Genomic DNA, 12630 nt, shown 5'->3' with positions numbered 1-12630 from the left:
ACCGATGGGAGCCGAACCACGCGTGGCCGGCGCGCGCCGCCGCGGCAGCCCGCCCCCGACGCTCACCAGCCGCTCGGAGAAGCGCCCGTCCGCCCACCAGCGGCGCGGCATGGAGTCCGACGTCGTCCTGGACCTCGGGTGGGGCCGGCTGGTCTTCGGCCACACCTTCGCCGACCTGCGCGGCGTCCTCGACGCGCTGCGCGCCGAGGAGTCCGGGCGCCGGGACATCTGCATCTACCCGCGCGATCCGCAGGTGCTGATCGGGCTGGCCCCCGACGAGCTGTTCCTCGACCCGTCGCTGACGCTGCGGCTCGACCTGCACCGCTACCGGCCGCGGCCGGACGTGATCCGCGGGGTCTTCGTGCGCACGGTGACCTCCGCCGCGGAGATGAACCGGATCAACGACATCTACGCGCACAACGGCATGGTGCTGGCCGATGCGGTGACCATGTGGGCCAACCACCGCACCCGCGCCTTCACCTATCTCGTGGCCGAGGACCGCCGCACCGGCGAGATCATCGGCACGGTCACGGGGGTGGACCACGAGCTGGCCTTCGGCGATCCGGAGGGCGGCACCAGCCTGTGGTGCCTCGCCGTCGACGCCCAGGACGCGCCCACCGGCACCGGCGAGGGGCTGGTCCGGGTGCTGGCCGAGCGGTACGCCGCCCGCGGCCGCGCCTACCTCGACCTGTCGGTCCTGCACACCAACGACGCGGCGATCGCGCTGTACCGCAAGCTCGGGTTCGGCCAGGTCAACGCCGTGTGCGTGAAGCGGAAGAACCCGATCAACTCGCCGCTGTTCGCCGCGCAGCCGGCCCAGCTCGACGACCTCAACCCCTACGCCCGGATCATCGCCGACGAGGCGCTGCGCCGCGGGATCCGCGTGGAGGTCACCGACGCCGAGTCCGGCGAGCTGCGGCTGTCGCTGGGCGGCCGCAGCGTGCTGACCATCGAGTCCCTCTCGGAGTTCACCTCCGCGGTGGCCATGAGCCGCTGCGACGACAAGCGCGTGACCCGCCGGCTCATGGAGCGGGCCGGCGTGCGGGTGCCCCGGGGCGCCACCGCCGCCGAGGGCGAGCTCGACGCGGCGAGCGCGCTGCTCGACGAGGTCGGCGAGGTGGTCGTGAAGCCGGCCCGCGGCGAGCAGGGCCGGGGGATCACCGTCGGCGTGCGCGACCGGGAGGGACTGGAGCGGGCCGTGGCGACCGCGGCGCAGTTCTGCCCCGACGTGCTGGTGGAGGAGCTGGTGGACGGTGACGACCTGCGGGTCGTCGTCATCGACCACCGCGTGGTCGCCGCCGCGGTCCGCCGTCCGGCCGAGGTGATCGGCGACGGCCGGTCCAGCGTGCGCGAGCTGATCGAGCGGACCAGCCGTCGGCGCGCGCGGGCCACCGGCGGGGAGTCGACGATCCCGGTCGACGACATCACGGCCGAGGTGGTCGAGGACGCCGGCTTCGCGCTGGACGACGTCCCGTCGTCGGGCGAGCAGATCCGGGTGAGGCGGACGGCGAACCTGCACACCGGCGGCACGATCGACGACGTCACCGACCGGCTGCACCCGCAGCTCGCGGAGGCCGCCGTCCGTGCCAGCCGGGCGATCGGGATCCCGGTGACCGGGATCGACTTCCTCGTCCCCGACGTCGACGGCCCCGACCACGTCTTCATCGAGGCCAACGAGCGCCCGGGCCTGGCCAACCACGAGCCGCAGCCGACCGCGGCGCGGTTCGTCGACCTGCTGTTCCCCGAGACGCGCGGCTGACGGGGTTATCGTCCGGCCGTGGCGGTGGACCCGGACGTCGACCTGCACGTGCCGGCGCAGCGGCGCACGCGCGCGCTGGACCCGGCGGTGCTCGCGGTCATCGCGCTCGGCGGGGTGGCCGGCACCGAGGCCCGGTTCGCCCTCGAGCGGGCGTTCCCCGCCGGCGACGGGGCGTGGCCGGTCACCACGTTCGGCATCAACGTCGTCGGCTCGTTCCTCCTGGGCGCGCTCATGGTCCTGCTGACCGAGCTGCTCACCTCGCCGCACCGGCTGCTGCGGCCGTTCCTGGGCGTGGGCGTGCTCGGCGGGTTCACCACGTTCTCCACGGCCATGGTCGAGGTGCCCGAGCTCATGCGCGCCGACCGACCGGGCCTGGCGCTGCTCTACCTCGTCGGGTCCGCGGTGTGCGCCCTGCTCGCCGCCGCCCTCGGGGTCGTGGTCGCCCGCGCGGTCGGCGGGCGACGGCGGCGGGACCGGCGATGACCCGGACCCTCTCCGGGCCCGCCCGGCGGCTGACGGTGGTCGTGGGCGAGAGCGACGTCGTCGGGCACCGCCCGCTGTACGGCGAGCTCGTGCACCGCGCGCACACGGCCGGCCTGGCCGGCGCGTCGGTGTTCCGCGGCATCGAGGGCTTCGGCGCCTCCCGGCAGATCCACACCAGCCGGCTGCTCAGCCTGTCCGAGGACCTCCCCGTGTCGGTCGTGATCGTCGACACCGCCGACCGGATCGAGGCGTTCCTCCCCCAGGTGGTGGAGCTGGTCGGTGAGGGGCTGGTCACCGTCGAGGACGTCGAGGTGGTCCACCACGCCGGGCGGAGCGACGCGTGACCTGGCTGTGGGTGGCGCTGGGCGCCGCGGTCGGCGCGCCCGCCCGCTACCTCACCGACCGCTGGGTGCAGACCCGGCACGACAGCGTCTTCCCGTGGGGCACGCTCGCGGTCAACGTCGTCGCCTCCTTCCTGCTCGGCGGGCTCACCGGCGGGGCGGACGCCGTCTCCCCCGCGTTCGCGCTGGCGCTCGGCACCGGTTTCTGCGGCGCCCTGTCCACGTACAGCACGTTCAGTTACGAAACGCTGCGGCTGCTGGAGACCCGGGCGCGGTTCCTCGCCGTGGCGAACGTCGTGGTCCCGCTGGTCGCGGGCTTCGGCGCCGTCGCGCTCGGCTGGACGGTCGGCAGCGCGCTCGCCTGACCCCGGGTGCCGCCCGGCCGAGCGGTCGATAGGGTCGACCGGGATGACGAGCAGCGGGGGAACGGCAAGGGGAGGACACGTGCCGGCGGACAGTCCGGTCGTCGTCGTCGCCAACCGGCTGCCGGTCGACCAGGTGACCGATCCGGACGGGACGACGCGCTGGCAGCGCAGCCCCGGCGGCCTGGTGACCGCGCTGGAGCCCTTCGTGGCCGGCCGCGGGGGTGCCTGGGTCGGCTGGTCCGGCTCGGCCGGAGAGGCGCCCGAGCCCTTCGAGTCCGGCGGCATGCACCTCATGCCCGTGCCGCTCTCCGAGGAGGAGGTCGACGGCTACTACGAGGGCATGTCCAACGCCTCGCTGTGGCCGCTCTACCACGACGTGGTGGAGAAGCCGGAGTACCACCGGCGCTGGTGGGACATCTACGTGCAGGTCAACAAGCGGTTCGCCGCGCGGGCGGCCGAGGTCGCCGCGCAGGACGCGATCGTCTGGGTGCACGACTACCAGCTGCAGCTGGTCCCCGCGCTGCTGCGCCAGCTGCGGCCCGACCTGACCATCGGCTTCTTCCTGCACATCCCCTTCCCGCCGTACGAGCTGTTCACCCAGCTGCCCTGGCGCCAGGCGGTCATCGAGGGCCTGCTCGGGGCCGACCTGGTGGGCTTCCAGCGCCCGGCCGCCGCCGCGAACTTCGTCCAGCTGGCCCGCCGGCTCCACGACCTGAACACCCGCGGCAACGTCATCGAGTACGAGAAGCGCACGGTCGCGGCGAAGGCCTTCCCCATCTCCATCGACGTGGCCTCGTTCGACCGGCTCGCCTCCTCCGAGGAGGTGATCGCCCGGGCCAAGGAGATCCGCACCGAGCTCGGCAGCCCGGACAAGATGGTTCTGGGCGTCGACCGGCTCGACTACACCAAGGGGATCGGCGTCCGGCTCAACGCCTTCCAGGAGCTGCTGGAGGACGGCGTGGTCAGCGCGCCGGAGACGGTCCTCGTGCAGGTGGCCACGCCGAGCCGCGAACGGGTCGAGCACTACGTGCACATGCGCGAGACGATCGAGCAGCAGGTCGGGCACATCAACGGCGTCTACGGCTCGATCGCGGGGCCGGCGGTGCACTACTTCAACCAGTCGATGCCCCGCGAGGAGCTCGCCGCGCTCTACCGCGCCGCCGACGTCATGCTGGTCACCCCATACCGCGACGGCATGAACCTGGTGGCCAAGGAGTACGTCGCCGCCCGCGGCGATCTCGGCGGCGCGCTGGTGCTCTCGGAGTTCGCCGGCGCGGCGGCCGAGCTCAAGCAGGCCTACCTGGTCAACCCGCACGACATCGCCGGGGTCAAGGCCCAGCTGGTCCGCGCGCTGCGGCAGGAGCCGGCCGACGGCGCCAAGCGCATGCGCGCGATGCGCCGCTACCTGGCCAAGAACGACCTCGAGCACTGGGCGAGCTCGTTCTTCGACGCGCTGCGCGCCCAGGCCGAGGGGCGCGCCGGGACCTCCGCGTGACGCCGGACCTCTCCGCCGCGCTCGCCGAGGTGGCCGCCCGCCGGCCGCTGCTCGTGGCCAGCGACTACGACGGCGTGCTCGCCGAGCTGGTCGACGACCCGTCGGCCGCCGTCCCCGCGCGCGGGGTGGCCGAGGCGCTGGGCCGGCTGGCCGCCGCGGACGGCGTGATCGTCGCGCTGGTCAGCGGCCGCGGTGTCGCCGACCTCCAGCGCACCAGCGGGCTGATCGGCCCGTACCGCTGGGTGGGCAGTCACGGCGCCGAGTTCGACGGCCCGCTGACCGGCGAGCTCGCCGACCGCCGCGACGCCCTCGCCCGCGCCCTCGCCCCGGTCGTCGCCGAGGTCGCCGGGGCGCGGCTGGAGGTCAAGCCGGCGAGCGTCGCCGTCCACGTCCGGCAGGTCCCGGACGCCCAGGTGGGCGCGGCGCTGCTGGAGCGGGTGGCGACGACGGCCGATCCGTCCCTGACGCACAAGCCCGGCAAGAACGTGCTCGAGCTGGCCGTCACCGACGCCGACAAGGGCAGCGCCCTGCGCCGGCTGCGCACCGAGCTGGGTGTCGCCGCGGCGATCTACCTGGGGGACGACGTCACCGACGAGGACGGCTTCCGCGCCCTCGAGCCGGGTGACCTCGGGATCAAGGTGGGGGACGGCGAGACGGCCGCGGCCCACCGCGTCGCCGACCCCGCCGCCGTCGTCGTCCTCCTGGAGGAGCTGGCCGGGCTCGTCGGTCGCTGACCGACCATTCCGGAATGTCGACAAAACGGCAGTGGTGAAGAGCTGACCCGGTCGCCGGGACACAATTCGGGAAACTGGAGAGATTCAACCCAAAAATGGGTTTGCGGGGAGCAACATCTCCGGTGCGCACCACCCCGCCCTCTGCCGTTCCGGTTCCCAGGAGTGACCCATGAGCACCACCGCATTGCCGAGGAAGGCGGGTCGGCCGCCGGGCTGGTTCGCCAACCGGCCTCTCGCCCAGAAGTTCGGCGCCCTCATCGCCGTCGTCGTGCTCGCCTTCGGCTTCCTGCTGGCCGCCGTCCTGATCGGCAACGCCGACATCGGCACCGCCAACCGGCAGCTGGCCGACCTGAACCACGCGCAGGAGGTCGTGCTCCAGCTCGACACCCGGGCCAGCGAGCTGAAGGTCGACGGGTACAAGACCCTGGTCCGTCCCGACCCGGCCGCCGAGATGGACGAGCTGACCGGTGACATCCAGACCGGGACGGACCTGCTCGACGAGCTGGCCACCATCAAGCTGACCGGCAAGAGCGCGGCGGCGGTGGCCGACCTGGCCTCGACCTTCGGGCAGTACACCGACGCGATCACCCAGTTCATCGAGACGGGTATCAGCGACCAGGTCGGGACGCGGGCGCAGTGGGAGGACATCCAGAAGGCCAACGACCTGTCCGACGGCGCCGTCGGCGCCGCCAAGGACGCACTCGCCGCGCAGTCCGACGAGGCGCAGAAGACCCTCGACGACACCATCGCCCGCACCCGGCTGATCACGCTCGCGTCCGCCGCCGCCGGGCTCGCCGTGATCCTGCTCATCAGCCTCGTGACGCTCCGGTCGGTGACCCTGCCGGTCCGGCGGGTGAAGGCCTCGCTCGAGGCGCTGGCCCGCGGCGACCTCACCGTCGACACGCACATCCGCAGCACGGACGAGATCGGCGTGATGGCCGCGGCTCTCGACACCGCGCAGGCCAACCTGCGCGAGGTCATGGGGGTCGTCGCCGGGTCCGCCGGCGCCGTCGCCAGCAGCGCCGAGGAGCTCTCCGCCTCGTCGACCCAGATCGCGTCGTCGGCCGAGGAGACCGCGGCCCAGTCCGGGGTCGTGTCGGCCGCCGCCGAGGAGGTCTCCCGCAGCGTGGAGACCGTGGCCGCCGGTGCCGAGCAGATGGGTGCCTCCATCCGTGAGATCGCCACGAACGCCGCGGAGGCCAGCCAGGTCGCCAACAAGGCCGTCGCCGCCGCGGCGGCGACCACCGCCACGGTGGCCAAGCTGGGCGAGTCCTCGACCGAGATCGGCAACGTGGTGAAGGTGATCACGAGCATCGCGGAGCAGACGAACCTGCTGGCGCTCAACGCCACGATCGAGGCGGCGCGGGCCGGGGAGGCAGGCAAGGGCTTCGCGGTGGTCGCGAACGAGGTCAAGGAGCTGGCGCAGGAGACGGCGAAGGCGACCGAGGACATCGCCCGCCGCGTCGAGGCCATCCAGGCCGACACGGGCGCCGCGGTGACCGCGATCGAGGAGATCTCGGAGATCGTGGCCCAGATCTCCGACCGGCAGGCGACCATCGCCTCGGCGGTGGAGGAGCAGACGGCCACGACGCAGGAGATGTCGCGGTCGGTGCAGGAGGCGGCGAGCGGGTCCGGTCAGATCGCGGAGAACATCACCAGCGTCTCGACCGCGGCCGGCGACACCACGCAGGCGCTGACGCAGACCCGCAGCGCCGTGGACGAGCTGTCGCGGATGTCCTCGGAGCTGCGCACCACGGTGGGTCGCTTCACGTACTGACAGCAGTTCAGAGGGGCCGTGCGGACGACGTCGTCCGCACGGCCCCTCTGCATTTCTCGGAATTGCCATGTCGACACATCCGTGGCGGTCGCCGACCTTTCTCCACGGGTCATCCCGACACGCCCGGGAAGTGCTCCCCGGAGATGCTTTGACGACCTAACTTCCTGGCCGCTACGCCCGTGCTCCGACAAGGCCGCCCTCACGGCCGGAGACGGAGCGGAGCACTCTGTTCCGTCCTCTCCAGGAGACCCGAAGATGCGTGTCCATTCCCGGTCGCGGCGATTCCGCGACCTCTCCGTCGCCGCCAAGGTGACCATCGCCGTGGGCCTCGCCGTCGTCGTCACGCTCGTGACCGGCGTCCTCGGCCTGCGCGCCCTCTCCACCGCGGCCGACCGGACGGCCGAGATGCACCAGCAGAACGTCCTCGGGTCGCAGCTGGCCCAGGAGATCCGGTTCCAGTTCCTGAGCAGCCGGTTCAACTCGACGAGCTCCACCTACAGCACCGATCCCACGGCCAAGCAGAACTACCTGACCGCGCGGGACGAGGCGCGCAGCGCCCTCAACGACGCGGCCGACCAGCTCCTGGCGACGACCGAGCCCACCGCCCAGGTCCGCGCCGCGGTGAAGACGGCCATGGCCGACATCGCCCAGTACATCGAGCTGGGCAAGCAGCTCGACGCCCTCGGCGCCGCCGGCAAGGCCCAGAGCCCCGAGTTCATCGACCTGCGCACCAACAAGGTCGGCCCGCTCAGCCAGAAGATCGTCGAGGAGCTGCAGGGCCTCTCGGACCTGGAGGGCACCACCGCCGCGCAGCAGGCCGCGGCCGCCCACGACGACTACACCTCCACGCGGACCGCGCTGCTGGTCGTGATGATCGTCGGCGCACTGCTGGCCCTGGTCTTCGGGATCCTCGTGGCGCGGGGCATCACCCGGGCGCTGGACCGCGTGCGGCAGTCCGCCGAGCGGCTGGCCGACGGTGACCTGACCCAGCGCGCGGCCGTGGACCAGCGCGACGAGGTCGGCCGGATGGCCGACGCGATCGATGCCGCGCAGGACAGCCTGCGCCAGGTGATGGCGGCAGTCGTGGCGTCCGCGGACGCGGTGGCCGCGTCGTCCGAGGAGCTGTCGGCGTCGTCCGCGCAGATCTCGTCGTCGGCGCAGGAGACCTCGGCGCAGTCCGGCGTCGTGGCCTCGGCCGCCGAGGAGGTCTCCCGCAACGTGCAGACCGTCGCCGCCGGTGCCGAGCAGATGGGCGCCTCGATCCGCGAGATCGCCTCCAACGCGGCCGAGGCGTCGGAGGTCGCGTCCCGCGCGGTGACCGCCGCCGAGACCACCACCGCCACGGTCGCCAAGCTGGGCGAGTCGTCCGCGGAGATCGGCAACGTGATCAAGGTGATCACGAGCATCGCCGAGCAGACCAACCTGCTGGCGCTCAACGCGACGATCGAGGCGGCGCGCGCCGGGGAGGCCGGCAAGGGCTTCGCCGTCGTGGCCAACGAGGTGAAGGAGCTGGCGCAGGAGACGGCGAAGGCGACCGAGGACATCGCCCGCCGCGTCGAGGCCATCCAGCACGACACGGGCGCGGCGGTGACGGCGATCGAGGAGATCAGCGCCATCGTCGGCCAGATCTCCGACCGGCAGACCACCATCGCCAGCGCCGTGGAGGAGCAGACGGCGACCACGACCGAGATGTCCCGCTCGGTGCAGGAGGCAGCCGGGGGCACCGGCCAGATCGCGGAGAACATCACCAGCGTCTCCACCGCTGCCGACTCCACCACCCAGGCGCTGACGCAGACGCGCAGTGCTGTGGACGAGCTCTCGCGGATGGCCGCGGAGCTGCGCACCACCGTGGGGCGCTTCAGCTACTGATCCCGCTCAGGTCCATTGCTCGGAGGGCCCGCACGGACATTCGTCCGTGCGGGCCCTCCGTGCATTTCCCGGCACTCTCCCGGCGAATGCGTGGACAAATCGACACCGCCGAGGAAGTGGCCGATCGAATTTCCCGACACGAGAGGAACCTCTCAGTTCTAAGAGAAATTCTTGCGAGTGTGGTCACGCCCTCCCGAACGACCCAGACAGGACTTCCGCCCATCATGAACACCACTCGCCCGGACGGCGCCCGCCGCTCCTGGTGGCGCGACCAAGGGGTCCGCGCCCGCATCTTCGGCCTCGCCGCCGTCCTGCTCATCGGCCTGCTGGCCGTCACCGTCACCAGCACGATCAGCCGCAACGAGATCGACCGGCTGAACGACCAGGCCACCGCTGCCGTCGGGGTGCAGCGCGAGGTCGAGGCCGCGCGCTACCAGCTGCTGTGGGCGGCCAACTGGCAGAACATCACCGCCTGGCGAGCCCGGGTGGACGGCGGGGCCGCTGCCGCCGACCCGAACGGCGACAACGTGAAGAACTACACCGACGGTGCGAAGGGCTTCGAGAAGCTCTTCGGCATCGATCGCAGCCAGCTGGACGCGAAGGGCCGCACGAGCCTCGACACGATCCAGGAGAACTGGCAGAAGATGAGCGCCTTCAACGACCAGATCTTCGCGCTGTGGGCGCAGGGCCGGCTCGACGAGGGCGACGCGGTCTCCACCGGCGACAAGTGGGACGTCTTCTACGTCCTCGACCAGGCGATGACGCAGCTGGAGAAGTCGGTGGACGCCCGCGTCGCCGCGACCCGCGCCGACGCCGACCACGCGAAGTCAGTCGCGACTGTGGTCAGCCTCTCGGTGACCTCGGCCGCCGTCGTGCTGGGCCTGATGGTGGCGTTCTTCGTCTCCCGCCGGATCGCCTCCGGCATCCGCGAGGTGCAGACCGGTCTCGAGCGGGTGGCCGACGGCGACCTCACCGTCCGGCTGGAGGTCCGGTCGGACGACGAGCTGGGCCGCATGGCCACCGCGCTGAACACCGCCGCCGGCACCATGGCCGCCACCGTGGGCGAGATCGTCGCCTCGGCCGACGCGGTCGCCGCCTCGTCCGAGGAGCTGTCGGCCTCCTCCGCGCAGATCTCCGCCTCCGCCGAGGAGACCTCGGCGCAGTCCGGCGTCGTGGCCTCGGCCGCCGAGGAGGTCTCCCGCAACGTGCAGACCGTCGCCGCGGGTGCCGAGCAGATGGGCGCCTCGATCCGGGAGATCGCCTCCAACGCCGCGGAAGCCTCCGAGGTCGCGTCCCGCGCGGTGACCGCCGCCGAGACCACCACCGCGACGGTCGCCAAGCTGGGCGAGTCCTCGGCCGAGATCGGCAACGTGATCAAGGTGATCACGAGCATCGCCGAGCAGACCAACCTGCTGGCGCTGAACGCCACGATCGAGGCGGCGCGCGCCGGCGAGGCGGGCAAGGGCTTCGCCGTGGTGGCCAACGAGGTCAAGGAGTTGGCGCAGGAGACGGCGAAGGCGACCGAGGACATCGCCCGCCGCGTGGAGGCGATCCAGGCCGACACCGGCGCCGCGGTGACGGCGATCGAGGAGATCAGCGCCATCGTCGGCCAGATCTCCGACCGGCAGACCACCATCGCCAGCGCCGTGGAGGAGCAGACCGCCACCACCACCGAGATGTCCCGCTCGGTCCAGGAAGCGGCCGGGGGCACCGGCCAGATCGCCAGCAACATCACCGGCGTCTCGACGGCCGCGGAATCGACCACCCAGGCGCTCGGTCAGACACGCACCGCCGTCGACGGGCTCTCCCGGATGGCCGCCGACCTGCGCACCACGGTGGGCCGCTTCACCTACTGACGGAGGCGGTCCCGGAATTCGGGGCCGTGCGGACACGTCGTCCGCACGGCCCCGAATGCATTTCTGGAGCCAAGTCGACAATTCTGCGACGCCGACCGAGCTTTCTTCGAAACGCTGCCCGACACTCCCGGAAAATGTGCCGGCTCTCAGGTACGGGCCCTACGTTGCGCGCCACCTGTTGTTCCGGCTCGCTGTCCTGGAGATCGAAGATGACCGTCGGTTCGTCGTCGCGGCGCTTCCGCGATCTGTCCGTGGCCGTCAAGGTGACCGTCGCCGTCGGCGTCGCACTGCTCGCCACGGCCGTCGTCACGGTCGTCGGCGTGCGGGGGCTGGGGTCCGTGGAGGACCGCACGGTCGCCCTCTCGCGGATCGCCGTCGTCCTCCAGCACGGCGCCGAGCTGCGGGACATGGAAGGCGACATGCGGGTCAACATCCAGTCCGTCGTCGAGGCCAACGAGCCCGACGAGCTGCAGCAGGCGCTCGCCGACACACAGGACACCGACGCCGAGATGGACGACGACCTCGCCGCCGTGCGCGCCGCCGCGGTGCTGGCCGACGACACCGCCGCGGTCCGCGATCTGGACGAGTTCTCGGCCCGCCTCGACGACTGGCGCACCGTCCGCGACCAGCAACTGGTGCCGGCGGTCCAGCAGGGCGACACCGCGACCGCCGAGAGCGTCGTCGAAGGTGCCCTGGCCGACGCCGACGACGCCTATGCCGAGCCGCTGGACCACATGTTCGAGCAGGTGCAGGCTCAGGTGGCGCCGTCGGCGGCCGCGGCGGCGTCGTCGACGTCGACCAGCCGGACGTGGATGCTCCTGGCGCTCGGCGTCGGTGCCGTCGTGGCCGCCGGCCTCGCCGTCCTCATCGGCCGCATGATCGTCCGTCCGGTCCGCGCCGTGTCCGGCGTGCTGGAGCGGCTGGCCGCGGGCGACCTCACGGCGGACGTGGAGGTGCGCCAGGGCGACGAGATCGGGCGCATGGCCCGGGCGCTGCAGTCCGCGCAGGGCAGCCTGCGCGAGGTGCTGGCCGCGGTGAGCTCCTCGGCCGATGCGGTGGCCGCGTCGTCGGGGGAGCTGTCGGCGTCCTCGGCGCAGATCTCCTCGTCGGCGCAGGAGACCTCGGCGCAGTCCGGTGTCGTGGCCTCCGCCGCGGAGGAGGTCAGCCTCAGCGTGCAGACCGTGGCGGCGGGCGCGGAGCAGATGGGCGCGTCGATCCGCGAGATCGCGTCGAACGCCGCGGAGGCCTCCGAGGTCGCCGGCCGGGCGGTGGTCGCCGCGCAGACGACGACGGCGACCGTCGCGAAGCTGGGCGAGTCGTCCGCGGAGATCGGCAACGTGATCAAGGTGATCACGGGCATCGCCGAGCAGACGAACCTGCTGGCCCTGAACGCGACCATCGAGGCGGCCCGGGCCGGGGAGGCCGGGAAGGGCTTCGCGGTGGTGGCCAACGAGGTCAAGGAACTCGCGCAGGAGACGGCGCGGGCCACGGAGGACATCGCCCGGCGCGTGCAGGCGATCCAGGCCGACACCGGCGCTGCCGTCACGGCGATCGAGGAGATCAGCGCGATCGTGAGCCAGATCAGCGACCGGCAGACCACGATCGCCTCGGCGGTCGAGGAGCAGACCGCGACGACGACGGAGATGTCCCGCTCGGTGCAGGAGGCGGCCGGCGGTACCGGTCAGATCGCCGCCAACATCCAGAGCGTCTCCACCGCGGCCGACTCCACGACGCAGGCGCTCACCCACACCCGCGCCGCGGTGGACGAGCTCTCCCGGATGTCGGCGGACCTGCGCACCGCGGTGAGCCGCTTCACCTGGTGAGGGTCGTCCGGTCGCGGCGGAGAATTGTCGACCCGTCGACTCGGGAAAGGCGGTCGCCGACATTTCTCGTGCACCGCCGAATTGCGTGCCGCGACGCGCCGCTCAACTTTGTCAACAATCCCTGGAAC

Annotated in this window: 10 protein-coding genes; all 10 read left to right on the top strand. The window is 72.3% G+C overall.

What is annotated here, in order from left to right; all coding sequences use genetic code 11:
* The first annotated feature begins 4 nt into the window (after positions 1 to 4).
* The 10 genes from ngg (at position 5) to GGQ55_RS08170 (ending at position 12502) form a co-directional block, all read left to right on the top strand.
* Entirely contained in the window at positions 5 to 1759 is a 1755-nt protein-coding gene (gene ngg, locus GGQ55_RS08215; protein ID WP_179715958.1) for an N-acetylglutaminylglutamine synthetase, read from the top strand.
* Between the two features lie 18 nt (positions 1760 to 1777).
* A complete protein-coding gene (locus tag GGQ55_RS08210; RefSeq protein ID WP_179715957.1) occupies positions 1778 to 2242 on the top strand; it encodes a fluoride efflux transporter FluC in 465 nt (154 codons plus the stop codon).
* The gene (locus GGQ55_RS08205; protein WP_179715955.1) at positions 2239 to 2586 is read left to right on the top strand and encodes a DUF190 domain-containing protein; all 348 of its coding nucleotides are present in this window, start codon (positions 2239 to 2241) and stop codon (positions 2584 to 2586) included. The genes GGQ55_RS08210 and GGQ55_RS08205 overlap by 4 nt, the downstream gene beginning before the upstream one ends.
* Entirely contained in the window at positions 2583 to 2948 is a 366-nt protein-coding gene (gene crcB, locus GGQ55_RS08200; protein WP_179715954.1) for a fluoride efflux transporter CrcB, read from the top strand. Before GGQ55_RS08205 ends, crcB begins: the two co-directional genes overlap by 4 nt.
* 79 nt (positions 2949 to 3027) lie before the next feature.
* Positions 3028 to 4443: an alpha,alpha-trehalose-phosphate synthase (UDP-forming) gene (locus GGQ55_RS08195; protein ID WP_366488998.1), complete on the top strand. Its 1416-nt coding sequence runs from the start codon at positions 3028 to 3030 to the stop codon at positions 4441 to 4443.
* Positions 4440 to 5177 carry a trehalose-phosphatase gene (gene otsB / locus GGQ55_RS08190; RefSeq protein ID WP_179715951.1) on the top strand — a complete coding sequence of 246 codons (738 nt, stop codon included), beginning with the start codon at positions 4440 to 4442 and terminating at the stop codon, positions 5175 to 5177. The genes GGQ55_RS08195 and otsB overlap by 4 nt, the downstream gene beginning before the upstream one ends.
* 169 nt (positions 5178 to 5346) lie before the next feature.
* On the top strand, positions 5347 to 6954 hold the full coding sequence (locus GGQ55_RS08185; RefSeq protein ID WP_179715948.1) for a methyl-accepting chemotaxis protein: 1608 nt from the start codon (positions 5347 to 5349) through the stop codon (positions 6952 to 6954).
* Positions 6955 to 7209: 255 nt separating this feature from the next.
* On the top strand, positions 7210 to 8823 hold the full coding sequence (locus tag GGQ55_RS08180; RefSeq protein ID WP_179715947.1) for a methyl-accepting chemotaxis protein: 1614 nt from the start codon (positions 7210 to 7212) through the stop codon (positions 8821 to 8823).
* Positions 8824 to 9047: 224 nt separating this feature from the next.
* The gene (locus tag GGQ55_RS08175) at positions 9048 to 10679 is read left to right on the top strand and encodes a methyl-accepting chemotaxis protein (RefSeq protein ID WP_179715946.1); all 1632 of its coding nucleotides are present in this window, start codon (positions 9048 to 9050) and stop codon (positions 10677 to 10679) included.
* Positions 10680 to 10888: 209 nt separating this feature from the next.
* On the top strand, positions 10889 to 12502 hold the full coding sequence (locus GGQ55_RS08170) for a methyl-accepting chemotaxis protein (protein WP_179715945.1): 1614 nt from the start codon (positions 10889 to 10891) through the stop codon (positions 12500 to 12502).
* The last annotated feature ends 128 nt before the right edge of the window (positions 12503 to 12630 follow it).

The organism is Petropleomorpha daqingensis (genome assembly GCF_013408985.1).
Taxonomy (GTDB): domain Bacteria; phylum Actinomycetota; class Actinomycetes; order Mycobacteriales; family Geodermatophilaceae; genus Petropleomorpha; species Petropleomorpha daqingensis.
This window is presented reverse-complemented; position numbering and strand designations above follow the sequence as displayed.